Consider the following 25,403-nt stretch of genomic DNA (forward strand, 5'->3'; position numbering starts at 1 on the left):
CGACAGCGAGCCCAGCACCGCGTGCGCCCTGCCCTTCGCCTGCTCCCGTTGCCCTTCAGCATTGCCCTGTGCCTGCCCGCGCTGGCGGCTGACGAAAAGCCCGAAAGCTGGGCGCTGTGTCCAATCCAGGATGTGATTCCGACATTCGGGGGTGCGCCGCAGCCACCGGCTGCGGGTAGCGCCCAGGCGTCGCGGGAGCAGCGCGCCGAGCAACCGACCTCGATCGAGGGCGACCAGCTCTCCGGCACCGAGGCCAATCCCCAGTACAGCGGCGAGGTCGTCCTCACCCGCGGGGACCAGTTCCTCGGCGCAGACAATCTGAAGTATGACCAGGCGCAGGACACCTACGTCGCTGACGGCCACATCCGCTACCAGGATGCCGGCATCCGCCTGATCGCCGACAGCGCCCGCGGCGACCAGGGCGCCGACTCGCACCAGATCGACAACGTCCGCTACCAGCTGGTCTCCCGGCGCGGCAACGGCGGCGCCGACCGCATCGACATGAAGGGGCCGGAAGGCAGCCTGCTGCATTCGACCTACTCCACCTGCGATCCCGAAGACCGCCGCTGGGAACTGCGTTCGCGTCGCATCGACATCAACACCGACGACGGCTGGGGCGTGGCGCGCGGCGCGACGATCCGGCTGGGCAAGGTGCCGGTGCTTTACGTGCCATACCTGAAGTTCCCGATCGACGACCAGCGCCACACCGGCCTGCTGTACCCGGCAGTGGGACTGTCCGGCCGCAATGGCTTCGACTACCAGCAGCCGATCTACCTGAACCTGGCACCGAACTACGATGCCACCCTGGAGCCGCGCTACATGAGCGAGCGCGGATTCCAGCTGGGTGCGGAATTCCGCTACCTGTACGAAAAAGGCCGCGGCGAGATCCAGGGCGCCTGGATGAACAAGGACGACCTGGTCCGCGACCGGATGAATGAGGCGGACTACGACCCGCTCAATCCAAACAACCCTGACCCGGACGACGGTCGAGGTTATTTCTCGTATGCAGGCTCGCACCGGTTCAGTCGCAACTGGCAGGCGCGCGCGAACCTGATGTGGCTCAGCGACGCACGCTACCAGGAAGATTTCGGCAGTTCGCTGTACGGCCAAGCCTACTCGTCGGTGACCAGCACCGCAGGTATATACGGGTCTGGTGAATATTGGGCCGCCGGGCTGATGGCAGACCATTGGCAATTGGCCGACTACCTGAGCACCGAGCGTTCACTGCCCTACAACCGCCTGCCGCGCACTTACCTCAACTGGAACCAGCCCCTGGGCAGCTGGATCAGCGTGGGCGGGCACGCGGAAGCGGTGAAGTTCCAGCACGACGAGAAGCCCGGCGGAAGCCGCATCGACATCAAGCCGACCATCTCGTTCCCGTTGCAGGGTGCATCCTGGTACATCACGCCCACGCTGGCGTACCGCCATACCGAGTACCGCCTCGACGCTGATCTGGCGCAGGAGATCGCCACCAATCGCGCCGTCGAGGCGTACGGCGTGCCGGCTGCACAGGTGACGCCCGCGATGGTGGCGGAATTCTACGACCGCTCGCCCAGCCGCAGCCTGCCGATCGGCTCGCTGGATGCGGGCGTCTATTTCGACCGCGAGACCGAGATCAAGGGCGACCGCTTCCTGCATACGCTTGAACCGCGCCTGTTCTACCTCAACGCACCGTACCGCGAGCAGGACGGACTGCCGATATTCGATACCCGTCCGTTCAACTTCAGCTACGGCCAGTTGTTCCGCGACAACCGCTACACGGGCCCCGACCGCCAGGCCGATGCCAACCAGCTGACGCTGGCACTGACCACGCGCCTGCTGCGGCAGAAGGACGGCTTCGAACGGCTGTCGGCCAGCATCGGCCAGATCCGCTACTTCGACGACAGCCTGGTCACCTATTCGTCTGCAGAAACGCCGCTTGAACAAGGCAAGTCGGCCTGGGTGGTGGACGCCAACTACGCGCCCACCGACCGGTGGACGATCGGCGCTTCCTACCAGTGGGACCCGAAGTTCCGTCGCGAGGATCTTGCCAGCGTCCGTGCGCGCTACCTGCTACCTGACGATGGCGTGGTCAACATCACTTACCGCCGTCGCCGCGACCTGCTGGAACAGGCCGACTTCTCGTTCCTCTATCCGGTCACGCCATCGTGGAGCGTAGTGGGTCGCTACTACCACTCCTTCTACCGCGATGCCGCCACCGACCAGGAGCCCGGCCTGCTGGAAGGCGTGGCTGGCGTGCAATGGGACAGCTGTTGCCTCGCCGTGCGCGCGCTGGTCCGTCGCTATGTCCGCAATCGCGAGGGCGACATGAACACCGGCTTCCAGGTCGAATTCGTCCTGAAGGGCCTGGGTTCGGCGGGCCAGAACACGGACCGCACCCTGCGCCGTGCTATCCTCGGTTATTACCGAGACGACCTCTATCTCGTCCCGCCGAGCAATATCGCGCAGCGTCCGGACGACAACACCTACGATCCGGATCCGATGCCATGAACAAGCCTCTTTCCCACCTCCTGATCGCCGGCCTGCTGGCCTTGTCGGCAGCCGCAACTCCCGTCGCGGCGCAGACCCTGCAGCCGCTGGACCGGATCGCCGCCGTCGTCAACGAAGATGTCGTCCTGCAGAGCGAACTGGACCGCGCTGTCCGCAACGTCCTCGCCCAGTACGCCAATCAACCCGGCCAGCTGCCTCCGCGCGCCGTGCTTGAGCGCCAGGTGCTGGAGCGCCTGGTGCTGGTGAAGTTGCAGGTGGCACGGGCCGCAGAAACCGGTGTCCGCGTCAGCGATGCCGACCTCAACAACGCCGTGAATGCCGTGGCCCAGCAGAACGGAACCACGCCGGACGGCCTGCGCCAGCGGCTTGAAGCCGATGGCATGTCGTTCGCCGAGTTCCGGAACTCGATGCGCGACGAAATCACCATCCAGCGCTTGAAGCAGAGCTTCGCGCAGAGCCGCGTACAGGTGAGCGAGGGTGAAGTCGACGCCGCGCTGGCCATGCAGGCGAACAGCGGTGCGCAATACCATCTGGCGCATATCCTCGTCAGCCTGCCGGACGGTGCCACCGCCGAGCAGATCACCGCCGGCCAGGGCAAGATCGATGGCATCAAGGCATTGATCGACAAGGGCGAACTGGACTTTTCTGCCGCCGCCGTCCGCTATTCCGACAGCCCGAATGCACTGGAAGGCGGCGACCTCGGCTGGCGCAGCCTCGACGAGATTCCCACCGCCTTCGTGGAGATGCTGAAGGGCATGTCACCCGGCCAGTCGGTCGGCCCGTTGCGCGGCCCCAGCGGTTTCCAACTGCTGAAGCTGGTGGAAGTACGCGATGCCGCCCAGGCCGAAAAACGCAGCGTGACCGAGTACAACGCGCGGCACATCCTGGTGCGGATCACCGAAACCCAGGATGCCGCAGCCGCCAAGGCCAAGATCGACACCCTGCGTGCGCGCATCGCCGGCGGTGCCGACTTCGTCGCCGTGGCGAAGGAGTCCACCGAGGATGCGAACAGCCGGGATGATGGTGGCGACCTGGGCTGGTTCCCCGCCGACGCGTTCGGTCCGGCCTTCGGCCAGCAGGTGACCGCGCTGCAGGACGGCCAGGTCGGCGCACCGTTCCGCACCGATGCCGGCTGGCACATCGTCCAGCGCGTGGGCAGCCGCCAGACTGACGTGACCGACCAGAACCGCCGCGCGCAGATCCGCGACACCATCGGCCGCCGCAAGGCCGAGGACGAGTACAACCGCTACCTGCAGGAACTGCGCGGCGAAGCCTACGTCAGCTTCCGCAGCGGCGACCGCGCCGAGACCACGCCGAGCGGCTGAGGTGATCCCGCGGCTGGCGCTGGTACCGGGCGAGCCGGGCGGCATCGGCCCCGAACTCTGCGTACGGCTCGCGCAGCACCCGCGCAGCGACTGTACCCTGCTCGCGTTCGGTGATCCCGCCACACTCCGCGCCGCGGCCGACGCACTCGGTCTGCCACTGCGCCTGCTCGACGAAGCCGTCGTCGCCGTCGAGCCGGGTGACCTGCGCTTGCGGGCGGTGCCCAATGCGGCGCCCAACACCTTTGGCGGTACCGATCCCCGCAATGCGCGCGCCGTCATCGATGCGCTGACGCAGGCCGCCGATGCATGCCTGCAGGCATCGCTGGATGGCATGGTGACTGGCCCCGTGCACAAGGCCGCCATCAACGCAGGCGGAATCGCCTATAGCGGCACCACCGAGCTGCTGGCGGAACACGCAGGTCGCAAGGTCGTCATGATGCTCGCCAACGACATCGTCCGCGTCGCGCTCGCGACCACGCACCTGCCGTTGCGCGATGTCCCGGAAGCGATCACGCCTGCTTTGCTGGAAGACGTCCTGCGCATCACCCACGCATCCCTGCGCTTGGACTTCGGTATCGACGAGCCGGTCATCGCCGTCCTGGGACTCAACCCGCACGCAGGCGAAGCCGGGCATCTCGGGCGTGAGGAGATCGAGGTGATCGGGCCCGTGCTCGCCGCCCTGCGTACGGAAGGCATGCGCCTGGAAGGCCCGCTGCCCGCCGACACCGCTTTCCTGCCGCAGAAACTGCGCGGGTTCGACTCTGTCATGGCGATGTACCACGACCAGGGCCTGCCCGTGCTCAAGTACAGCGGGTTCGAGCAGGCGGTGAACCTGACCCTGGGTCTGCCCTACCCGCGCGTGGCGGTCGACCACGGCACGGCACTGGACCTGGCCGGCAAAGGCATCGCGGACCCGTCCAGCCTGTTCGCGGCTGTCGCGACCTGCGCGCGGATGGCCGCCCAACGCATCGCGGGCCGCGCCTGACGCCACGCAGTACGCGAGCGTTCCCGCATAATCCGCCCATGTCGCATTTCAAGGCTCCCCCCAAGAAGTCCCTCGGCCAGCACTTCCTGACCGACGGCAGCTACATCGACAAGATCGTGAGGGCAGTGAATCCGCAACCCGGCGACCGCCTGGTGGAGATCGGCCCGGGCCAGGGCGCGATCACCTTCCCGCTTCTGAAGAAGCATGGCGAGCTGACCGCCATCGAGTTCGACCGCGATCTGATCACGCCATTGATGGAAGCATCGGAAGGCATCGGGCGGCTCACCATCATCCACAAGGACGTGCTGTCGGTGGACTTCGGCAAGCTGGCCGGCGAAGACAAGCTGCGCCTGGTCGGCAACCTGCCCTACAACCTGTCCTCCCCGATCCTGTTCCACGCCATCGAACATGCGGCGGCGATCACCGACATGGTCTTCATGCTGCAGAAGGAGGTGGTCGACCGCATGGCTGCCGAGCCGGGCAGCAAGGTCTACGGCCGCCTCAGCGTGATGCTGCAGGCGTACTGCAGGGTGGATGCACTGTTCGTGGTGCCGCCGGGCGCCTTCCGTCCGCCGCCGAAAGTGGATTCCGCCGTCGCCCGCCTGGTCCCGCGCGATCCCGCGAGCATCGGCATCCGCGACCCGAAGCGCTTCGAGCATGTCGTGCGCGCCGCCTTCGGCCAGCGCCGCAAGACACTGCGCAATGCGTTGTCGGATGTCTGCACCAGCGAGCAGATCGAAGCCGCCGGCGTGCGTCCGGATGCGCGTGCCGAGCAGGTCGCGGTGGAAGACTTCATCCGGCTGGCGAATCTGGTGACCGCTGCCTGAGACGGGGCGGATGGTTTCCGCTTTCACCCGGGTTTGAATACACTGCCCGCATGGATTCCCCCGACTACGCCATCGACGTCGATGTCGCCACGCGCTTCCTGGACGACCAGTCCGCGCCCGAGGACGGGCGTTACGTGTTCGCGTACACCATCCGCATCCACAACCGCGGCCGCGTGCCCGCGCAGCTGCTGCGCCGCCACTGGGTCATCACCGATGCCAACGGCAAGGTGGAGGAAGTGGAAGGCGAAGGCGTCGTTGGCGAACAACCCTGGTTGAGACCGGGCGAAGATTTCCGCTACACATCCGGTGCCATCCTGGAAACCGCGCTTGGCACCATGCAAGGCAGCTACGACATGCTGGCCGACGACGGCACCCGCTTCGACGCCCCCATCGCCACGTTCACCCTGTCCGTTCCGCGGACGCTGCACTGAGCCCGCCGCGATGACGGTCTGGGCCATCGGCGACCTCCAGGGCTGCTACGACGCCACGCAGCGACTGCTCGAGAAGATCCGCTTCGATCCCGCGCAGGACCGGCTGTGGTTCTGCGGCGACCTGGTCAACCGCGGTGGACAGTCGTTGGAAACGCTGCGGCTGGTGCATTCGCTGCGCGAGCACAGCGTCGTCGTGCTGGGCAACCATGACCTGTCCCTGCTTGCGATCGGCGAGCGTTCGCCGGACGAGCAGCGCAAGGTCAATCCCGATCTGCAACGCGTGGTGCTGGCAGACGATGCGCGCATGCTGCTGGACTGGTTGCGCCTGCAGAAGCTGGTGCACGTGGACCGCGACCTGGGCTGGATGATGGTGCACGCCGGCCTGGCGCCGAAGTGGACCACCACGCTGGCCGAGAAGCATGCGCGCGAGGTCGAGCAGCAGCTGCACGGCAACGCCTACCGCAAGCTGTTCCGCAACATGTACGGCGACAAGCCGAACTGGGCACCGCACCTTGCCGGCCATGACCGTTCGCGCGCCATCATCAACGTGCTCACCCGCATGCGCTACTGCACGCCGCGCGGCCGCATGGCGATCGAGGAGAAGGGTGCGCCGGGCCGGCAGGCCCAGGGCCTGTATCCCTGGTACGAAGTGCCGGGCCGCGCCGAGCGCGACCTGAAGATCGTCTGTGGCCACTGGTCCACGCTGGGGCTGATGATCGGGCACGGCGTGCATGCAATCGACACCGGTGCGGTGTGGGGCGGCAAGCTCACCGCGTTGCAGCTGGATACGGACGATATCCGGCTCGTGCAGGTACCCGGCCGCGACGTGCCGCCACCGCCCAAGGGCGAACTGCCGAAGGACTGAGCATGCGGCTGGCGCGGCTCCTGACGCTGTGTCTGTTGCCCGCCCTCTTGTGCGCCTGCCGCGACGGCGCCCCGTCCGCCTCCAAGCCCATGCCGGCGGAGGCTTCGACACAGGTTGCCCAGCCGCCCACATCGCCTCCTCTGGTCGCGGCGGCACGTGCGCAGATCGGTGTAGTCCGCACCTACGATCCCACCTACTTCGGACTGTCGTATCCCGGCGGGGACGTGCCGGCCGACCGTGGCGTGTGCACGGACGTCGTGATCCGCGCATTGCGGATTCAGGGGCTCGACCTGCAGCAGATGATCCATGAGGACATGCTCTCCCACTTCGATCTTTATCCGAACCGATGGGACCTCAGCCAACCCGACCGCAGCATCGACCACCGCCGTGTGCCCAACCAGATGCGCTGGTTCGAGCGGCACGGATGGAGCCAGCCCACCGGCCGAAGCGCCGACGACTTCGCGCCTGGTGACATCGTCGCGTGGACACTGACGAGCAATGGCCTGCTGCACATCGGCATCGTCTCCGACCGCCGCAGCCACGACGGCACGCCATTGATCCTGCACAACATCAACGCCGGCACGCAGGAAGACGACATCCTGTTCCGCCACGCCATCATCGGACACTACCGGCAACCGGAAGCGCGTACGCCGGGCGCGCTTCCCTAGCGCAGGACCCGCTCGATGCCGCAGGCCGTCCGCTCACTGCGGACCCGCCCAAAGACGGCAGTGGTGGACTCCGCCCGTCATTCCGGCGAAAGCCGGAATCCATCCTGATCCTGCGGTCAGATGTGCGTCAGCTGACAATCAATGGATTCCGGCTTTCGCCGGAATGACGGAGCAGGGATGAAGGCGTACCGCCTGCTTTCAGGTGCGCCGGTACTCGACGAAGTCAAAGGCCAACGCGTGCTTCGCGTCCACGGGATGCCGTTCGCGCGCGATCTCATGCCACTGCGCGGCATCGAACTCGGGGAAGAAGGCATGCGCGTCCTCGACCACGGTATCGACCTCGGTCACCTGCAGCACGTCCGCACGGCCAAGTGCCAGCGCGTAAATCTCGCCGCCGCCGATCACGCACAGTTCTTCACTCCCCTGCTCCGCCGCGATCCGGATCGCCTCATCCACCGAGGCCACCCCCCGCATGCCTTCGAACGGCACGTGGCCACGGCGCGTCAGTACCAGGTTGAGCCGGCCCGGCAACGCACGGCCCAGGGATTCGGCCGTCTTGCGTCCCATCAACACCGGCTTGCCCAGCGTCAGCGCCTTGAAGCGTTTCAGATCATCCGGCAGTCGCCACGGCAGATCGTTGTCACGGCCGATGGCGCGATGGCGATCAAGCGCCACTATCAGCGAGATGCGCACGGAAACCTAGACCGCCACCGGCGCCCTGATCGCAGGATGCGGGTCGTAGCCGTGGATCTCGATGTCTTCGTAGGTGAAGGCGAACAGGTCCGTGACGTCGGGATTGAGGTGCAGCTTGGGCAGCGCGCGCGGCTCGCGCGCCAACTGCTCGCGCGCCTGGTCGTAATGGTTCGAGTACAGGTGCGCGTCGCCCAGGGTGTGCACGAAGTCGCCGACACCCAGCCCGCAGGCCTGCGCCACCATGTGCGTCAGCAGCGCATAGCTGGCGATGTTGAACGGCACGCCCAGGAAGATGTCGCCGCTGCGCTGGTAAAGCTGGCAGCTGAGCTTTCCCTCCACCACGTAGAACTGGAACATCGTGTGGCAGGGCATCAGCGCCATCTTCGGCAGGTCGGCCACGTTCCAAGCCGACACGATCAGTCGGCGCGAGTCCGGGTTGCGCTTGATCTCGTCGACGACCCATTTGATCTGGTCGATCTCGCCGCCGTCGGCCGTGGCCCAGCGCCGCCACTGCTTGCCGTAGACCGGGCCGAGTTCGCCGTCGGCATCGGCCCATTCGTCCCAGATGCTGACCTTGTTGTCCTTGAGATAGGCGATGTTGGTTTCGCCTTTCAGGAACCACAGCAGTTCGTGCACGATCGAGCGCAGGTGCAGCTTCTTCGTCGTGACCAGCGGGAAGCCTTCGTTGAGGTCGAAGCGCATCTGCCAGCCGAACACGCTGCGCGTGCCGGTGCCGGTGCGGTCGGATTTTTCGGTGCCCTGCTCCAGCACGTGGCGCAGCAGGTCGAGGTACTGCTTCATCATCTGCCTCCGGCGAATGGCGTCATGTGGTCTGTTTGCCGGCGGCCGGGGTGGGCGCGACAGGCTGCAGGGTGGGGGCGCGACGCGACAACGCGAGCAGGAACAGGCCCAGTGCCACCAGCGGCAGGCTCAGCACCTGGCCCATCGTCAGCCAACCAAAGGCCAGGTAGCCGATGTCCGCATCAGGCACGCGCACGAACTCCACCACGAAACGGAACACGCCGTACATCAGGGCGAACAGGCCGGAGATGGTGTAGCGCGGCCGCGGCTTGCGCGATACCGCCCACAGCACCACGAACATCACCAGCCCCTCGAGAAACGCCTGGTAGAGCTGCGAAGGATGGCGCGCGAACTGATCCAGCGCGCCCGCCGCATACTGGGCCTGCAACTGCGCCGCATCCAGCCCGCGCAGCGCGGGATCGGTCGGGAAGATGACGCCCCAGTCGGCACCGGTCGGCTTGCCCCACAGCTCGGCGCCGATGAAGTTGCCCAGACGGCCAAAGCCAAGCCCGGGAGCGACCACCGGCGCAACGAAATCCATCGTGTCGAAAAAATGCAGGCGATGTTTGCGCGACCACCACCATGCGGCGGCCATCACGCCCAGCAGGCCGCCGTGGAAGCTCATGCCGCCTTCCCAGACCTTGAAGATCGACAGGGGATTTTCGAGGAAGGTGCCGAAGCCATAGAACAGCACATAGCCGATACGGCCCCCGAGCACCACGCCCAGCATGCCGTAGAACATCAGGTCGGAGAACGCGTTGGCATCCACGCCGGGCAATCGCCCCTGCGATGCGCGCATGCGTCCCAGCCACCAGGCCGTGACGAACGCCAGCAGGTACATCAGGCCGTACCAGTGCAGCTTCAGCGGCCCCAGCGAAAGGATGATCGGATCGATCTGGTGAAGGTAGATCATGCGCCTCGGCTTGGCCGGTGGAGATGGGCTATTTTGCCCCACCCTGCCCGCGCGTGGCTGATCCCGGACTGATCCGGGATCGGCGGATCAATCCAGCACGTGCGGCCGGTTGGGCAGTTCGTCCTCGTCCGGATGACCGTCGAACTGCGGAAAATGCAGCGCCAACAGGTCCGAAACCGCGCGGATGCCGTCGATGACGGCCTGTTCCGCCCTGTTGTCCACCATGCCCACTTCGATCAGATGGCAGACCTCGCGCCATGCCGCGTCGCTGACGAGGCCGTTCAAGCCGCGGTCGGCGATGATCTCGATGCGGTGGTCGGCCAGCAGCAGGTAGATGAGCACGCCGTTGTTGGCTTCCGTGTCCCAGGTGCGCAGCCGCACGAACACCTCGTGCGCGCGCTCGCGCGGATCCACCCCGGAAAGTACCGCACCCAATGGCAGGTCCGACTCCACCGCGAACATCACTTCGCCGCGGTGCCTGCGTTCGCCTTCGGCAATGGCGTCGGTGATGTGGTGCAGGGTCGATTCCGGGAACAGCCGGCGCGCCGAACGGGCGAACAGATGGCGGAGAACGCGCATCACCAACTCCCCGAGGCGCCACCGCCCCCCCGACATGCCACCGCCACCACCCCAGCCGCCTCCGCCGAAGCCGCCGCCTCCCCGCCAAAGCCACCGCCTCCTCCACCCCAGCCGCCCCAGTCCCGGTGCCGGGCATATCCGCCGCGGGTCGACACCGACATCAGGCCGTAGAGCAGTCCCAGCACGGCGGCGATACCGCCGACGGCAAGCAGTGACGACAGCAGCAGCGCAACTCCACCGGCCGCACCGCCAGTGAACAATCCGCGGATACCGGACGGCGCGCGGCTGAACATGCCGCGCACGATGGTGGCCACGATGAAGGCGGCGAATGCGGCAAACAGCAGGTCGCTACCCTTGCCGCGCTCTCCGGAAACGCGATGCGTGCTGACCGGTTCGGGCAACGCTTCGCCGTCGATGAGCTTCACCAGCGTCGCAGTCGCATCGGTGATGCCGCCCGCGTAGTCACCCGCACGGAACTTCGGCGCCAGGTATTCCTGGATCACGCGATTGGCGATGGCGTCGGGAATCGCACCCTCCAGTCCGTAGCCTGTTTCGATCCGAACGCGGCGGTCGTCCTTGGCCACCAGCAGCAGTACGCCGTCATCCACGCCCTTGCGGCCCAGCTTCCATTGTTCGAACACGCGCACCGCGTACTGTTCGATGGTTTCGGGCTGCGTGCTGGGCACCATCAACACCTGCAGCTGGCTGCCCTTGCGCTGCCGCAACGCCAATGCCTGCGCTTCCAGTTGCTGCTTCTGCGCGGCATCCAGCGTACCGGTGGTATCGACCACCGGCGAATCGAACGCGGGAATCGCCGCCAGCGACTGCGCCCAGATGGGCGCTGCAATCAGCAGCAGGCAGAGCGCCAGCGCACGCAGCATGGAAGCGCCGGGACGCCGATCAGTTGCCGGGCGGCGGCGGAGGCGGCGGTGTCGGCGCCTGCGGCGTCACCGGGGCCGGCGTACCGAAGTCGACGGCGGGCGCTTCCGAGATCGCGGCTTCGTTCTCGACGGTGAAGTTCGGCTTTTCCTTCGCACCGGTGACCTTGGCGGTGATCACCTGCGGGAACTGGCGGATGTAGGTGTTGTAGTCCTGCACCGTCTGTATATAACGCCCGCGTGCCACGGTGATGCGGTTCTCGGTGCCTTCCAGCTGCGCCTGCAGATCGCGGAAGGACTGGTCGGATTTCAGGTTCGGGTAGTTCTCGGTGACGACCAGCAGCCGCGACAGTGCGCCAGACAGTTCACCCTGCGCCTGCTGGAACTGCTGCAGCGAGGCGGCATCGTCGGCATTGACCTGGATCTGGCCCACGCGGGCGCGCGCGTTGGTCACGTCGGTCAGCACCTGGCGCTCCTGTTGCGCATAGCCCTGCACGGTCTTGACCAGGTTGGGAATGAGGTCGGCACGACGCCTGTACTGGTTGAGCACCTCGGACCAGCCTGCCTTCACGGCTTCGTCCTTCTGCTGGATGGTGTTGTAACCGCAGCCGGACAGCAGCACGGTCAACACGACGAGCAACCACAGACGCGAAACCTGCATGGCACGACACTCCTTTGGACAGACGCGGCGATTGCAGCACCTTGCCCATGACCACGCAAGCATCCGCCACGTCACAGTGCGTGGCACGTCGACTTGTTAGCCTCACGTGAAAAGCAAAGGGCTCCCGGAGGAGCCCTTTGCGGTACGCGGTGGATGCAAGGCTCACTCGCGCAGCATGCGCCGGCCAGCCCGCTTCTTCGCCCACAGGTTGAGGCACTCGACCACCGCCGAGAAGCCCATCGCGCCGTAGAGGTAGCCCTTCGGGATATGCATCTCGAAACCGTCCAGCAGCAGGTAGGCACCGACAGCCACGATGAAAGCCAGCGCCAGCATCTTGATGGTCGGGTTGTTGTCGATGAACTGTCCCAGCGGCTTGGCCGCCAGCAGCATCACCGCCACCGCCAGCAGGATCGCCGCCACCATCACCGGGGTGTGGTTGGCCATGCCGACCGCAGCGATCACCGAGTCCAGCGAGAACACGATGTCGATCACCGCGATCTGCGCGATCACGCCGGCGAACGACACGGCCGGGCGCGTGTGCACGTCTTCCGAATCGGGTTCGCCCTTCACCAGTTCCAGGATTTCCTTGGTGCCCTTCACCAGCAAGAACACACCACCCAGGATCAGCACCAGGTCGCGCACCGAGATGCCTTGCCCGAACAGCGTGAACAGGTCGGCGGTCAGGCCGGCCAGCCAGGCCAGCGTCAACAGCAGCAGGATGCGGGTGATGCACGCCACCGCGATGCCGAACTTGCGCGCGACTTCGCGCTGATGCGGCGGCAGCTTGCTGACCGCGATGGAGATGAAGACCAGGTTGTCGATGCCCAGCACGATTTCGATCGCACTCAGCGTGATCAGCGTGATCCACACCTGCGGATCGGTAAGCAATTCCATCATCGGGTAAACACCTTGTTCATATCAGGATTTCACAGGTAGCGCGGCGCGAGGATCAGTCCCCAGCACAGCAGCACGTTCATCATCAGCACGAAGACCGCCGCCGACCCCATGTCCTTCGCGCGGCCGGCGAGTTCGTGGTGCTCGGGACCGTAGCGTTCGATCACGGCTTCCACGGCGGAGTTCAGCAGTTCGGCGGCCAGCACCAGCAGGCAGCTGCCGATCATCAGCGCGCGCTCCAGACCGGTTCCGCCCAGCCACAGCGCCAGCGGCGCGAGCACGACGAGCAGGTACACCTCCAGCCGGAAGGAGGATTCATGCATCCACGCCGCACGCAGTCCCTGGAAGGACCACACGGTGGCTTTGAGGATGCGGCCAGGGCCGCGGGGAAGGTGTCCGGTTTCGTCAGCCATGGGCAGGTCGGTGCGAAGGAGGCCCCGCATCGTCCCTGGCCGGGCAGGCGGGGCCTGGGCCAGCGGGAGGTCGGATCGGGTGGAACCGGCGCGGACGCCGCGCCAACTGCGCAATTTTGCCACAAGGCACCCCCGGACCGCCCCGCCGCGGTTTGCATCGGCTGCCCTCGGCTGGTCCACTGGGGCCTGCCTGAACCGAAGGAGCCCTCCCCTGTGTCTTTCCTGAACCCCGTTCGCCCCGCCGTGTTCGCCAGCGCATTGCTGGCCCTGCTGGCCGCCTGTGCCGGCAGCCCGCCCACGACGCCCGACGTGGCCACGAACGCCACCGCAACGACCGCCCCGCGCATCCCGGAGCAGGTGTCGAACGCCGCCTGGGAAACCGACATGCAGCGGTTCGCGGCCGAAGACGCGCAATCGCCGCCACCGCGCGGCGGCGTGGTGTTCACCGGCAGCTCGTCGATCCGCCTGTGGGACACGCTGGCGCAGGACTTCCCCGGCGTGCCGGTGATCAACCGCGGCTTCGGCGGATCCGAACTGCGCGACAGCACCTGGTACGCGGACCGCACCATCGTGCCGTATGCACCTCGGCAGGTCGTGATCTACGCAGGCGACAACGACATCAACGCCGGCCGCACGCCGCAGCAACTGCGCGTGGACTTCATCGCCTTCGTCGAGCGCGTGCGTCGCGATCTGCCGAAGACGAAGATCGCCTACATCAGCACCAAGCCCAGCCCATCGCGTGCGCACCTGTTGCCGGTGCAGCGCGAGGCCAACGCGCTGGTGCAGGCTGAAGCAAAGCGGCTCGGCGTGGACTACATCGACATCTTCACGCCGATGCTGGATGCCAAGGGCCAGCCCGACGAGGCCTTGTTCATCGACGACCGCCTGCACATGAATGCTGCCGGCTACGACATCTGGCAGCGGGTGATCGCGCCTTACGTGAAGTAGGCAAGGCCGAGAAAAAAAGAAGCCCGGCGATGCCGGGCTTCTTCGTTCATGCTCGCGTTGCGTCAGAAGCCGCTGACGTTGAGTCGTCCGCCGGTGACCGTCTTGCCCTGCAGCGACGGCGTCGGCACGGTGGCGTTGAGGATGGCGGCCTTGACCTGTGCAGCCGTCACGCCCGGGCGGGTCGACGCGTACAGGGCCGCAGCGCCGGTCACGTGCGGCGTCGCCATCGAGGTGCCGTTGTAGCTGGCGTAGCCGGACACCACGTTGCCCTTGGATGCCTTGGGCACCGTCGACCAGATGCCATAGCCGGGCGCGCCCAGGTCCACGGTCGTGACGCCGTAGTTGTAGACCAGTGCGCCCGTGGAGCGGATCGCCGCCACCGACAGGATGCCGGCATTGGGATAGGCCGCCGGATAGCACGCACCCGACGTGTTGCCTTCGCAATTGACGCTGTCGTTGCCGGCCGCGACGACCGTGAGGATCTCGGCCTGGCTGGCGCGGTCGATGGCATCGCTCAGCGCCTGCGAGTAGCCGCCACCGCCCCACGAGTTGTTGGTCGCCACCAGGTTCAGGCCATGGCGCGTCTTGAGGTCGGTGAAGTAGTCCAGCGCCTTGACCGCATTGGCCGTGCTGCCGCCGCGGCGGCCGAGGAACTTGCCGCTGATCAGCTTGACGCCGCTCCAGCACACGCCCGCCACGCCCTTGCCGTTGCCGCCGACGCCGGCGATGGTGCCCGCCACGTGCGTGCCATGGTCGTCGTTGGCGCCGCCGGAATTGATGTTGTTGCTGTTGCCATCGAAGTCCCAGCCGCGCACGTCATCGACGTAGCCGTTGCCGTCGTTGTCCACGCCATCGACCGGGTCGTACGGATTGGCCCAGATGTTGGCCGCCAGGTCTTCGTGGTTGAAGTAGATGCCTTCGTCGATCACGCCGACGACGACATTGCCGCAACTGGTGTGGCCGGCAGCCCATGCTTCGGAGGCCTGCGAGCCGTACGCGTTTGCGGGCGTGCCCGCATCACCGTACATGCCCCACAGCGAACCGTTGGTGGAATACGTGTCGTTGGAAACCGCGTTGTGCTGGTAGGTCCAGTTCGGCTCGGCGTATTCGACGGCAGGATCGGCGCTGAGTACCTGCACGGCCGCCGACAGATCCACGTTGCCCGGCAGCTTGAGCAGTGCGATTTCGCCGTTGCGGCCGTTGCCGCGGCGCACGGTTTCCAGCTTCTGCGCGCCCAGGCCCTGCACCACCGCGTCGCGATCGGCCGACGCCGCGCCATCGCGGTACTTCACCAGCAGTTCGCCACTGACGTGGGGCTGGCCTGCCTTCAATCCCTTGATCACCAGATCCGGCCTGCCACCCGCGTTGGCGGCCTGCGCCGCGCCCATCGTCACGAGTACCAAACCCACCCACATCGCCATGCGATTCTTCTTCATAAGCCGATCCGACTCCGAGTGTTGTGATTGCCGCGCAGGACAGCGCAGTGGGTCGAATCTAACTTGTAATTTTCGTTCTAGATATGGGTTTTCAGCTCACATTTTTTATGTGCCATGCGAGCGACACGATGACTGTCGCATGACACCGTTTACCTGGCATCTTCGCCCGTAGCCTCCTTGGATCTCTGCAACCGGGATCGCCCGAACACCTTCCACTGCCCCTCCTTGTCCAGCACCTCATCGGTGACATGCAGGGTGTCGGCGTCCAGCCGGTAGGTGGTGCGGCCACGCTCGGTGGTGGCGTCGCCCCATTCGACGGCAAGCGCATCGGCCTGCGCTGTCGCGGCCAGCGGCAGGATCATGCCGCGCGTGTCGTACCAGTGGCCACGACATGACGTGTCGACGTGACAGAGATAGGTCGCTTCCGCCGCGAACGGCCACTCCCTGCCATCGGCAGCGCGCATGCGGTTGCTGAAGGAAAGGCGGTACGCCTTCCCTTCCAGCACGGGTGCGAAGCTCAGGGCCAGCGTCGCCTGCATGCCGCTGACGTCACCGGTTCCCTGCCAATGTCCGGCCAACCGATCCCACACGGTCGTGCTGTGCGCCGCATCGACGATGCCGACACTGGAGATCATCGCCAGCACGATGCGCGCAAGCATCATTCACGCTCTCCTGGCCGCACCGGGCGGCTGGTGCAGGCTCAGCACATTGCCGTCCGGATCGAGGAAATCCAGCGACAGTCCACCATCGGGCGATTCGCTGACCGGCACGACGATCTCCACGCCTTTCGCGGCCAGCGCCTCCGCGTGGTCGTCGATGCCGCCGTCGAGGCTGAAGACGACGACCGGCGATTCGCCCGCCCGTGCGGGGCGCGGGATGAAGACCAGGGTCAGTTCGCCGACGTCCCCCATCGCCCACGGACCATCGTGACCGTCCAGTGCGTCGATCGGCAGGCCCAGCGTGCCGCGATAGAAATCCACCGACCGTGCGAGGTCGGAAACAAAGAACACGATGGCGCCTACCTTGCAGTGCGTGAGCATGGGCTGTCCTCCTGTGTGATTCCCGTCTGCAGGTTGCCGCGGGAAGGCCATGTGTGAGCACCGGCATCGATCAGGACCAGGTGCCCGTCCGGATCGTGCGTGCCCAGGCCCTCGCCTGCACGCATGGCGGCCTTCAGCGCACGCCGGACCAGGCCGAATGGCAGGTCCGCGCTGCGCGAGGGGTCGCGCAGATAGGCCAGGGCGATGCTCTCCGCGCGCAACGATGGGGATTGCGCGGAAAGCGCCTTGCGGATGCGGGTCAGGCGCTGGCGGAATGCGGTGGGTTCGATGCGCAGGATCCAGCGGATCTCGTCCGCCGACAGTCCGTGCAACGCGAGCACCGCCAGCCGGCGCGCCGACGGCGGCAGCGTCGCCAGCCACGCCGGGGGTTGCGCTGGAACCCATGTGTCCCGGGCGGCGGCCGGCTCGGCGGCGTCATCCATCGCCGTGCCGGCCAGGACCTCGCGCCGTCGGCGCCGGACACCCGCACGTGCCGCCATTGCTGCCTGGCGCCGCAATACGCCCGACAGCCAGGGCAGATCGTGGCGTCCGGCGAGCAGGCCGGCCAGCAGCGTTTCCTGCACCAGGTCATCCGCTTCGTGCGCACGACGGCACAGGCGCAGGGCCTGCGCACGGAGGGCGCGGTGATCGGCGAGCGTCAACGCAGCGGCGTCCTTCCCCGGTGGAGCAGGCATTCAGGCGTCCTGGTAGATGGCGGTACCGCGCGTACCGTCCGGCAGCACCCAGCCGCGATACATGCCGCGCGTGTTGAGGACCAGCGCGACATTGCCGTCGCAATCCACCGCGATGGCGCCGCCATCGCCGCCATGCTGCGGCACTTCGCCGAGGATCACGTCCTCCACGGCGTCGCGCAGGCGATCACCGCGGTAGGCCACGCGCGCGGCGATGTCGTGCGCCGCCGCATTGCGGATGTAGAACTCGCCCCAGCCGCTGCACGACACCGCGCAGCGCGCATCCGCCCAGGTGCCTGCACCGATCACCGGCGAATCGCCCACGCGACCCCAGCGCTTGTTGGTCATGCCGCCGGTCGAGGTCGCGGCCGCCACGTGGCCGCGGCTGTCCAGCGCCACGGCGCCGACGGTGCCGAAGTACCGGCCGCGCAGATCGTCGTTGCCATGCCATGCCCGCTGCTCGCGTTGCTGCGCATCACGCAACTGCACGCGCCGCGCCTCGGTCGAGAACCAGCCGTTCGGCACCCGATCGATGCCGGGCTGGGTGTCGGCGAACTGCTCTGCACCATCACCGATCAGGAACACGTGCGGTGAATCCTCCAGCACGCGCCGCGCGAGACGCACCGGGTGGCGCACGGTCATGACGCCGGCAACCGCGCCAGCACGGCGGTGGCGGCCATCCATGATGGAAGCATCCAGTTCATGCCTGCCGTCGGCGGTGAATACCGCGCCACGCCCGGCGTTGAAGTACGGGGAATCCTCGAGGACGGTCACCGCCGCTTCCACCGCATCCAGGGCGCTGCCGCCGGTCGCGAGGATCGCATGGCCGACATCGAGCGCACGTGCAAGCTCGGCATGGATCGCCGTTTCCAGCTCGACACCGTGGCTGTCCCGTTCGATGACGCCGGCGCCTCCATGGATGGCCAGGGCAAGCGGCCGGCGGACGGAATGCGGGCTCATGGCGGCAGGCACCGGTGGGCACGACGGGGCTCCAGCATACTCCCGCCGTCGCACCGCACCAGCCGCATCGGGGGCTACTGCGAGCGCAACGCTTCGATGGGATCGAGCTGGGAGGCCTTGCGCGCCGGGTAGTAACCGAAGAACAGGCCGGTGGCGATCGAAAAGCCCGCGGCGAGCCCGATCACCTGCCCGTTCAACGCCACCGGCAGTTCGCTGAATCGACCCACCAGCAGCGCACCGACCACACCGATGACGATGCCCAGCACACCGCCGCCCAGCGACAGCAGCATGGCCTCGGCGAGGAACTGTCGGCGCACGTCGCCCGGGCCCGCGCCCACGGCCATCCGCAGGCCGATCTCGCGGATGCGTTCGGTCACCGAGACCAGCATGATGTTCATGATGCCGATGCCGCCCACGATCAGCGAAATGGTGGCCACCGCGCCCAGCAGCAACGACATCAGTTTGGTGGTCGCGGTGCGGGTGGCGACGATCTCCGAAATGTTGCGGACGTTGAAGTCGTCCTCTTCGCCCGGATCGATCTTGTGCCGCTGTCGCAGCAGCGCCTCCACTTCGCCCTGCACGTAGCCGAGATCCTTGGCATCGGCCACGGTCAATGCCACCTGCATCACCGCGCCCGGCGGCAGGCCCATCGAGCCCAGCAGTCGGCGCCGCGCGGTTTCCAGCGGCACCATCATCACGTCATCCTGGTCCTGGCCGAAGCCACCCTGCCCCTTCGGCGCCAGCGTGCCCACCACGGTGAACGGCACCCGCCCGAGACGCACGGTCTGGCCGACGCCGCTGTCCTCGCCGAACAGCGTGCGCCGCACCGTCTCGCCGAGGATGACGACCTTGGCGGCGCTGGAATAATCCTGCGCATCGAAGCCCTCGCCATTGGCGATGACCCAGCCGTTGATGTCGAAAAAGTCGGCCTGCACGCCCTGCCAGCTGGTCGACGCGTTGTTCTCGGCGAACACGATCTGCGTGTTGCCGCGCAACGCGCCGGCCACGTACTGCACTTCCGGGATCTCGTTGCGGATCGCCTCCACGTCGCCCTCCTTGAGGGTGTAGAAGCTGCTGGAACTCATGCGCACGCCACCGCCGCCGGGGCCCCGGCCGGCACCCGGGCTGATGTCCAAGCGCTGGGAACCGAGGCCGGAGACCAGCTTGTCGATTTCCGCCTGCGTGCCCTGCCCCACCGACACCATCACGATGACGGCGGCGATGCCGATGATCACGCCGAGCGAGGTCAGCGCGCTGCGCATCCAGTTGCCGCGCAACGCATGCAGCGCGGTGCGCAGGATGTCGGAGAATTTCATGGATGGCCTCCGGCGTGCTCGATATCCTCGTGCAGCTCACCGTCGCGCATCACCAGAATGCGGTCGGCATGCGCGGCGACTTCGGCGTCGTGGGTGATCAGGATGACCGTATGGCCGTCATCGCGCAGACGCTTGAACAGGGCGAGGATTTCCTCGCCGGTCTTGCTGTCCAGCGCGCCGGTGGGCTCATCGGCCAGCAGGATCGGGGGCTGGTTGATCAGCGCGCGCGCGATGGCGACGCGCTGCTGCTGGCCGCCGGAAAGTTCGTTCGGGCGATGGCCCGCGCGTTCGGCCAAGCCGACCGCAGCCAGCGCCTGCCGCGCACGCTCGGCGCGCTCGCCCGGTGGCACCTGCGCGTAGCCCAGCGGCATGGCCACGTTCTCGAGCGCGGTCATGCGCGGCAGCAAGTGGAAGCCCTGGAATACGAAGCCGATCTTCTCGCGGCGCAGGACGGCCAGTTGTTCGGCATCCAGCGTGGCCACGTCGATGCCGTCGCAGAAATAGGCACCATCGCTGGGCGTGTCCAGACAGCCGATCAGGTTCATCAGCGTCGACTTGCCCGAACCGGACGGGCCCATGATCGCGACGAAATCGCCCCGGTCCACACGCATGTCCACGCCGCGCAGCGCGACCACTTCCGCCTCGGTGCCGGCGGAGTAGACCTTGCCCAGCGCGTGCGTCTGGATGACCGGCACGCGGTCGCCGGCATTCGCTGAGGGCATGCTCATTCCTTCGCGCGCTCGCCCACGACCATCACGTCGCCTTCCTTCACCGGCCCGGAGACTTCGGTGCTGGTGCCATCGCTGGCTCCCACGCGCACCTGCACCATCTCGGGCTTGCCGTCGACCAGTGCGTACAGGGGCGCGCGCTTGGCACCGAGCAGCGTGCGCAGCTCGCCATCCCAGCGCTGCTTCTGCCGGTCGTCCAGCGTGGCCCGGAAGGGGGCGAAATCCTGCTGCATGCGGTCGGCCATGCGCTGGCGCATCTGCGCCTGCAGCGCGCCCGAACCCCCTCCGGCGTTGCCACCGGACCGTTGCCCGCCACCCGGTCCGCCGAACATGCTGGCCCCGCGCTGTTGCGCCTGCGCCATGCGGGCGGCCTGGCGTTCGCGCAGCGCGGCAAGCGCCGTATCGAAGGCGGCTTGCTGTTCCGGCTTCAGCTGCAGGGTGCCGGCCACCCGTACCAGGTCGTCGCTGACGCCGCCACCGCGATTCTGTGCGCCCTGCGGTGCCGCCTGCGCGGGCGACGCCGCGCCCGACTGTTCACCGGTCGGCTTGTAGCGCAGGGCGGCGTTGGAGATCTTCAGGATGTTGTCGCGCTTGCTGACTTCGATCTCGGCGTTGACGGTCAGGCCCGGCAGCAGCGTGCCGTCGCTGTTGTCCACGCTGACCACCACCGGGTACGTCACCACGTTGCTGGTGGTGGTCGCCGACAAACGCACCTGCTGTACCTCGCCGCGGAACTGGCGGTCGGCGAACGCATCCACCGTGAACGACACCGCCTGCCCGACCTTGACCTGGCCGATGTCGGCTTCGTCGACGGCCAGCTCGATCTTCATCTTCGACAGATCCTCGGCGATGGTGAACAGCTCCGGCGCCTGCAGGCTGGCGGCCACGGTCTGGCCGGGCTCGATGGTGCGGGTCAGCACCACGCCATCCACCGGCGAGCGGATGACGGTACGGTCCAGGTTGACCCGCGTGGTCTGGGTGGACGCGGTCTGCTGGCGGATCTGCGCCTGCGCCGCGTTGACCTGGGCGCGCGCCTGGTCGCGCGAGGCGCGCGCCAGGTCGACATCGCTCTGCGCGACCAGCTTCTGCTTGCCCAGGTCGGCCTTGCGGGCGTAGTCGAGCTCGGCGTTCGCCAGCGTTGCCTGCGCCTGCCTCAGGCTGGCCTGCGCGTTGGCGATCTGCGCGTTGCCCTGTTCGATCTGCGCTTCGTAGGTGCTGGGGTCGATGCGGGCCAGCACCTCGCCCTTCTTCACTTCGCTGTTGTAATCGACCAGCACGTCAGTGACCTGGCCGGAAATCTGGCTGCCCACGGTCACGGTGGAGATGGCGCTGAGCGTGCCGGTGGCCGAGATGGCCACGCGGATGTCGCCGCGCTCGACCGTGGCGGTGCGATAGGCGCTCTCGGCGCCGTCGGCCTCGCGCGAGGTCCAGTACCAGCCCCCCGCGCCCAGGATGGCGACGACGGCGACGCCGAGCAGGAGGTTGGGCAGCAGGGATTTCTTGCGGGGAGAGGTGCGTGCAGGCTGGCTCATGCAGTGAGTCGGCTCGGAAGGTGGGGAGTCGTGCAAGGGAACGCCTGGGAGGCGACGTGGTTGACAGTCCGCGTCGCCGGTCAGCCCCGGTATGGATTACGGAACGAAGCGGATCGTCGCGGTGGTTCCGTGACCCGGCTCGCTGTCCAGTTCGATCTTCCATCCGAAGCGGTCGCACAGCCGGCTGACGATGGACAGGCCCAGGCCGCTGCCATGCGGACGCGTGGGGTCTGCGCGGTAGAACGGTTCGAACACCCGCGTCATCGATTCGGCCGACATGCCGATGCCGGTGTCGCGCACGATCACCCGGTCCGGCTCCAGCACGACGTCTATGCGGCCCCGGTCGGTGTACGCGCACGCATTCCGCAGCAGGTTGCTCACCACCACCTGGAACACCCTCGGTGGCGCATGAAGCCTCGGCCGTGCGTGCAGGGTGACCTCCAGGTCCACCGGCTTGTTCAACAACAGGGCGCGGGCATTCTCGGCCTCGTCCATGACGATATCGGCAACGTCGAAGTCCTCGCTCTGCGGTTCGACCTCGGCCTCACGGGCCAGGATCAGGAACGCGTCGATCACCGCCTCCATGTCGCGGCCCGCACGCTGGATGCGCTGCAGCGCGCGCACGACGCGCGGCGGCGCGTCTTCGGCCATGCCCATGTCGGTGGCCACGCGGATCACGGTCAACGGCGTTCGCAATTCATGACTGGCGTCGCGGGTGAAGTCGCGCTCGCGGGCCACGTGCGCACTTACGCGCTGCGCCAGCCCGTGCAAGGCGGAAGCCAGCTGCCGTGCCTCGCCCTGCACGTCATTGGGAAGCCGGTCAGGGGCCAGCACGCTGACGTCAGGACGGCGCGGATCCCATTCCGCCACCTGCCGCGCGAGCCAGCTGACCGGCGAGACCAGCCGCTTGGAGGCGCGATACGTCAGCCAGGACACCAGGTAGATCGCCACCAGCGTCATGATGATCGGCACGGTGCCGAAGTAGAACGCCAGCCGTTCGGCCTGGGAGCGCAGGAACACCAGGTAGAGGCGACCGGCGGGCTCCTCGTCCACCAGCACCAGCTGGTCGTCCTGCTTCAGCTCGTGGAACCCGGGCGCGAGGTTGCGCAGGTTCTCCGGCAGCACGAGGTTGGAGTGCCCCTTCACTACCAGGTAGCCGCGCAGGTTGTGGGTGTTGGGCGGAGGTTGCGCGGTGCTGGCGCTGTACAGCTCCCAGAAGTGCGTCGCCTCTTCCTGCAGCGCGGTATTCATCAGGCTGTGCTTGATCACCGCGGAGATCAGGTACACGCCCAGCACGATGGCCAGGCTGACCATCACGGCCTGCAGGATGAAGGCGATCCTGAGTTTTCGGGGCAGGCCGTGGCGCATCGGCGTGTCGTCGGGCGAGGACGGGATTATGACGCGTGCGCCCGGCGGTCGGGTCAGCCGATGTCCGCGATACGGTAGCCCGCGCTCTGCACCGTATGCAGCAGCGGCTTGTCGAACGGCTTGTCGATCACTTTGCGCAGGTTGTACAGATGGCTGCGGAGCGTGTCCGAATCCGGCAGGCCGTTGCCCCAGATCTCGCGTTCGATCTCCTGCCGGGTCACCACGCGTGGCGATTCACGCATCAGGATGGTGAGCAGGCGCAGGCCGATCGGCGACAGCATCAGCTCGGTGCCGCCGCGGGTGGCGCGCATGCTGACCGGGTCCAGCACCAGATCCGCGACCTTCAGCACTTCGGCACCCACCTGGCGGCGCTCGCGCCGGATCAGTGCGCGGAGCCGGGCCTCCAGTTCCTGGATGGCGAAAGGCTTGGTGAGATAGTCATCGGCACCGGAACTCAGGCCGGTCAGCTTGTCGTCCAGGGTATCGCGCGCGGTGAGCATCAGCACCGGCGTGGATTTGCGGGCCTCGGTGCGCAGGCGCTTGCAGACTTCCATCCCGTCCAGGCGTGGCAGCATCAGGTCCAGGACCAGCACGTCGTAGCTGTTCTCCACCGCCAGTCGGTAACCGTCCAGGCCATCGGTGGCGTAATCGACCTCGAAACCCCGGCCTTCGAGATACTCGCCGATCATCTCCGAGATGTTCCGGTTGTCTTCCACCACCAGCACCAGACCTGCGGTTTCCTGACTGTGTCGCATGACAACTCCTTCAGAGGCTTCAGGTTTGTGAAGCTACCGGCCTCCCGGTGGACATCATGTGAAGGCCGCGGCTTCATTCAGCCCACAGTTGGGATTACGCTTCGCCACCCCTCCCCAACGGCCCTGCCATGATCGAACGCGTCCTGCCCCTGTTCCTGCTACTGGCCTCGAATGTCTTCATGACCTTCGCCTGGTACGGGCACCTGAAGTACAAGTCCTCGCCGCTGTTCGTCGCGATCCTGGCCAGCTGGGGCATCGCGTTCTTCGAGTACACGCTGATGGTGCCGGCCAACCGGATGGGCAGTGCGGTCTACTCGGTGGTGCAGCTGAAGACGATCCAGGAGATCCTGACCCTGCTGGTCTTCGCGGGCTTCAGCACCTGGTACCTGGGCCAGCCGCTGAAATGGAACCACTACGCGGCCTTCGCCCTGATCGTGGGCGCGGCGTTCCTGATGTTCTACGAGTGAGCCCTGTAGGAGCGCCCCATGGGCGCGATGCTTTTTGCAAGACCGTAAGAAGAGCATCGCGCCCATGGGGCGCTCCTACAGGAGAAAAGGGCTCAGAACCGGATCTTGCCGGTGAGGATGTCCTTGAACATCACCCAGTCGCCGGCGAAGGAATAGAACGGATGCTTGAAGGTCGCGGGCCGGTTTTTCTCGAAGAAGAAGTGGCCGACCCAGGCGAAGCCGTAGCCGCAGAACAGTGCGGCGAGCAGCCACCAGGCGTTGCGCTCGACGATGGCCAACACGAGCAGGGCAAGCACGCCGCAGCTGCCGATGAAATGCAGCCGCCGCGAGGTGCGGTTGCTGTGTTCGTTGAGATAGAACGGATAGAACTCGCGGAAGCTGGCGAAGCGGCTCATGTCCCCTCCCACAGGGTCAGGCGGCGCGTGGCGAGAACATGATCACCGCCATGCCGGCCAGGCACAAGCCGGCGCCGAGCAGGTCCCAGCGGGTGGGCTTTACTGCGTCCACCGCCCAAAGCCAGAACACGGCGACGGTGACGTAGACGCCGCCATAAGCCGCATAGACACGACCGGAGGCCGTGGGGTGCAGGGTCAGCAGCCAGGCGAACAGCGCCAGGCTGACGGCGGCCGGCAGCAGCAGCCAGGCGCTGCCGCCTTTGCGCAGCCACAGGTACGGCAGGTAGCAGCCGACGATCTCGGCCAGTGCGGTCAGCAGGAAGAGCATCAAGATCTTCATGGG

28 protein-coding genes and 1 pseudogene are annotated in these 25,403 nt (G+C 66.8%); 9 read left to right on the top strand and 20 right to left on the bottom strand.

Annotated features, from left to right (window positions below):
- The first annotated feature begins 21 nt into the window (after positions 1-21).
- The 7 genes from lptD (at position 22) to OY559_RS15265 (ending at position 7,591) form a co-directional block, all read left to right on the top strand.
- The gene (gene lptD / locus OY559_RS15235; RefSeq protein WP_277727058.1) at positions 22-2,490 is read left to right on the top strand and encodes an LPS assembly protein LptD; all 2,469 of its coding nucleotides are present in this window, start codon (positions 22-24) and stop codon (positions 2,488-2,490) included.
- The gene (locus OY559_RS15240) at positions 2,487-3,815 is read left to right on the top strand and encodes a peptidylprolyl isomerase (protein WP_277727059.1); all 1,329 of its coding nucleotides are present in this window, start codon (positions 2,487-2,489) and stop codon (positions 3,813-3,815) included. The genes lptD and OY559_RS15240 overlap by 4 nt, the downstream gene beginning before the upstream one ends.
- Before the next feature lies 1 nt (position 3,816).
- Positions 3,817-4,800 (top strand): 4-hydroxythreonine-4-phosphate dehydrogenase PdxA, encoded by a 984-nt coding sequence (gene pdxA / locus OY559_RS15245; RefSeq protein ID WP_277727060.1) that lies wholly within the window; start codon positions 3,817-3,819, stop codon positions 4,798-4,800.
- 38 nt (positions 4,801-4,838) lie between these two features.
- A complete protein-coding gene (gene rsmA / locus OY559_RS15250; RefSeq protein ID WP_277727061.1) occupies positions 4,839-5,627 on the top strand; it encodes a 16S rRNA (adenine(1518)-N(6)/adenine(1519)-N(6))-dimethyltransferase RsmA in 789 nt (262 codons plus the stop codon).
- A 50-nt stretch (positions 5,628-5,677) separates the two neighbouring features.
- Positions 5,678-6,058, top strand: a complete 381-nt coding sequence (gene apaG / locus OY559_RS15255; RefSeq protein ID WP_277727063.1) for a Co2+/Mg2+ efflux facilitator ApaG/CorD — start codon at positions 5,678-5,680, stop codon at positions 6,056-6,058.
- A gap of 10 nt (positions 6,059-6,068) precedes the next feature.
- Positions 6,069-6,923 carry a symmetrical bis(5'-nucleosyl)-tetraphosphatase gene (locus OY559_RS15260; protein ID WP_277727064.1) on the top strand — a complete coding sequence of 285 codons (855 nt, stop codon included), beginning with the start codon at positions 6,069-6,071 and terminating at the stop codon, positions 6,921-6,923.
- 89 nt (positions 6,924-7,012) lie between these two features.
- Positions 7,013-7,591: a DUF1287 domain-containing protein gene (locus OY559_RS15265; RefSeq protein ID WP_277730023.1), complete on the top strand. Its 579-nt coding sequence runs from the start codon at positions 7,013-7,015 to the stop codon at positions 7,589-7,591.
- Positions 7,592-7,789: 198 nt separating this feature from the next.
- Here the strand turns inward: OY559_RS15265 and OY559_RS15270 are convergent, their stop codons facing one another.
- The 8 genes and pseudogenes from OY559_RS15270 to OY559_RS15305 all read right to left on the bottom strand — a co-directional run bounded on the left by OY559_RS15270 (position 7,790) and on the right by OY559_RS15305 (position 13,423).
- Positions 7,790-8,284: a dihydrofolate reductase gene (locus OY559_RS15270; RefSeq protein ID WP_277727065.1), complete on the bottom strand. Its 495-nt coding sequence runs from the start codon at positions 8,282-8,284 to the stop codon at positions 7,790-7,792.
- 6 nt (positions 8,285-8,290) lie between these two features.
- Positions 8,291-9,085, bottom strand: a complete 795-nt coding sequence (locus tag OY559_RS15275; RefSeq protein ID WP_277727066.1) for a thymidylate synthase — start codon at positions 9,083-9,085, stop codon at positions 8,291-8,293.
- Between the two features lie 22 nt (positions 9,086-9,107).
- Positions 9,108-9,998 (bottom strand): prolipoprotein diacylglyceryl transferase, encoded by an 891-nt coding sequence (gene lgt, locus OY559_RS15280; RefSeq protein ID WP_277727067.1) that lies wholly within the window; start codon positions 9,996-9,998, stop codon positions 9,108-9,110.
- Positions 9,999-10,085: 87 nt separating this feature from the next.
- On the bottom strand, positions 10,086-10,577 hold the full coding sequence (locus tag OY559_RS15285; protein ID WP_277727068.1) for a TPM domain-containing protein: 492 nt from the start codon (positions 10,575-10,577) through the stop codon (positions 10,086-10,088).
- A pseudogene (locus OY559_RS15290) lies at positions 10,577-11,458 on the bottom strand (TPM domain-containing protein). Before OY559_RS15290 ends, OY559_RS15285 begins: the two are co-directional and overlap by 1 nt.
- Positions 11,459-11,477: 19 nt before the next feature.
- The gene (locus OY559_RS15295; protein WP_277727069.1) at positions 11,478-12,116 is read right to left on the bottom strand and encodes a LemA family protein; all 639 of its coding nucleotides are present in this window, start codon (positions 12,114-12,116) and stop codon (positions 11,478-11,480) included.
- A 162-nt stretch (positions 12,117-12,278) separates the two neighbouring features.
- Positions 12,279-13,013 (bottom strand): TerC family protein, encoded by a 735-nt coding sequence (locus tag OY559_RS15300; protein WP_142125807.1) that lies wholly within the window; start codon positions 13,011-13,013, stop codon positions 12,279-12,281.
- Positions 13,014-13,042: 29 nt separating this feature from the next.
- A complete protein-coding gene (locus tag OY559_RS15305) occupies positions 13,043-13,423 on the bottom strand; it encodes a diacylglycerol kinase (RefSeq protein ID WP_192201937.1) in 381 nt (126 codons plus the stop codon).
- A gap of 213 nt (positions 13,424-13,636) precedes the next feature.
- Here OY559_RS15305 and OY559_RS15310 point away from each other — a divergent pair, with 213 nt between their 5' ends.
- Positions 13,637-14,371 carry an SGNH/GDSL hydrolase family protein gene (locus OY559_RS15310; RefSeq protein WP_277727070.1) on the top strand — a complete coding sequence of 245 codons (735 nt, stop codon included), beginning with the start codon at positions 13,637-13,639 and terminating at the stop codon, positions 14,369-14,371.
- A 62-nt stretch (positions 14,372-14,433) separates the two neighbouring features.
- Here OY559_RS15310 and OY559_RS15315 read toward each other — a convergent pair whose 3' ends face one another.
- From OY559_RS15315 to OY559_RS15360, 10 genes are all read right to left on the bottom strand, one after another.
- The gene (locus OY559_RS15315) at positions 14,434-15,807 is read right to left on the bottom strand and encodes a S8 family peptidase (RefSeq protein ID WP_277727071.1); all 1,374 of its coding nucleotides are present in this window, start codon (positions 15,805-15,807) and stop codon (positions 14,434-14,436) included.
- Positions 15,808-15,956: 149 nt separating this feature from the next.
- Positions 15,957-16,469 (bottom strand): hypothetical protein, encoded by a 513-nt coding sequence (locus OY559_RS15320; protein ID WP_277727072.1) that lies wholly within the window; start codon positions 16,467-16,469, stop codon positions 15,957-15,959.
- Entirely contained in the window at positions 16,470-16,847 is a 378-nt protein-coding gene (locus tag OY559_RS15325) for a VOC family protein (RefSeq protein WP_277727073.1), read from the bottom strand.
- A complete protein-coding gene (locus OY559_RS15330) occupies positions 16,826-17,542 on the bottom strand; it encodes an RNA polymerase sigma factor (protein ID WP_277727074.1) in 717 nt (238 codons plus the stop codon). Before OY559_RS15330 ends, OY559_RS15325 begins: the two co-directional genes overlap by 22 nt.
- A complete protein-coding gene (locus OY559_RS15335) occupies positions 17,543-18,499 on the bottom strand; it encodes an isoaspartyl peptidase/L-asparaginase family protein (protein ID WP_277727075.1) in 957 nt (318 codons plus the stop codon). It abuts the gene before it with no gap.
- A gap of 74 nt (positions 18,500-18,573) precedes the next feature.
- Positions 18,574-19,815: an ABC transporter permease gene (locus OY559_RS15340; RefSeq protein ID WP_277727076.1), complete on the bottom strand. Its 1,242-nt coding sequence runs from the start codon at positions 19,813-19,815 to the stop codon at positions 18,574-18,576.
- A complete protein-coding gene (locus tag OY559_RS15345) occupies positions 19,812-20,537 on the bottom strand; it encodes an ABC transporter ATP-binding protein (RefSeq protein ID WP_277727077.1) in 726 nt (241 codons plus the stop codon). The genes OY559_RS15340 and OY559_RS15345 overlap by 4 nt, the downstream gene beginning before the upstream one ends.
- Positions 20,538-20,539: 2 nt before the next feature.
- Positions 20,540-22,075 (bottom strand): efflux RND transporter periplasmic adaptor subunit, encoded by a 1,536-nt coding sequence (locus OY559_RS15350; protein WP_277727078.1) that lies wholly within the window; start codon positions 22,073-22,075, stop codon positions 20,540-20,542.
- 96 nt (positions 22,076-22,171) lie between these two features.
- On the bottom strand, positions 22,172-23,443 hold the full coding sequence (locus OY559_RS15355) for a sensor histidine kinase (protein ID WP_277727079.1): 1,272 nt from the start codon (positions 23,441-23,443) through the stop codon (positions 22,172-22,174).
- Between the two features lie 53 nt (positions 23,444-23,496).
- The gene (locus OY559_RS15360) at positions 23,497-24,198 is read right to left on the bottom strand and encodes a response regulator transcription factor (protein ID WP_055940490.1); all 702 of its coding nucleotides are present in this window, start codon (positions 24,196-24,198) and stop codon (positions 23,497-23,499) included.
- A 128-nt stretch (positions 24,199-24,326) separates the two neighbouring features.
- Here OY559_RS15360 and OY559_RS15365 point away from each other — a divergent pair, with 128 nt between their 5' ends.
- On the top strand, positions 24,327-24,665 hold the full coding sequence (locus OY559_RS15365; protein WP_142125799.1) for a DMT family protein: 339 nt from the start codon (positions 24,327-24,329) through the stop codon (positions 24,663-24,665).
- 92 nt (positions 24,666-24,757) lie between these two features.
- On the opposite strand, the gene OY559_RS15370 is transcribed toward OY559_RS15365, so the two are convergent.
- A complete protein-coding gene (locus OY559_RS15370; protein ID WP_192310220.1) occupies positions 24,758-25,060 on the bottom strand; it encodes an Mpo1-like protein in 303 nt (100 codons plus the stop codon).
- A 16-nt stretch (positions 25,061-25,076) separates the two neighbouring features.
- Positions 25,077-25,400, bottom strand: coding sequence for a YnfA family protein (locus tag OY559_RS15375; RefSeq protein WP_277727080.1), 324 nt, complete (start codon positions 25,398-25,400; stop codon positions 25,077-25,079).
- Positions 25,401-25,403 lie beyond the last annotated feature (3 nt).

The sequence above is a fragment of the Pseudoxanthomonas sp. SE1 genome (genome assembly GCF_029542205.1).
Classification (GTDB): Bacteria; Pseudomonadota; Gammaproteobacteria; order Xanthomonadales; family Xanthomonadaceae; genus Pseudoxanthomonas_A.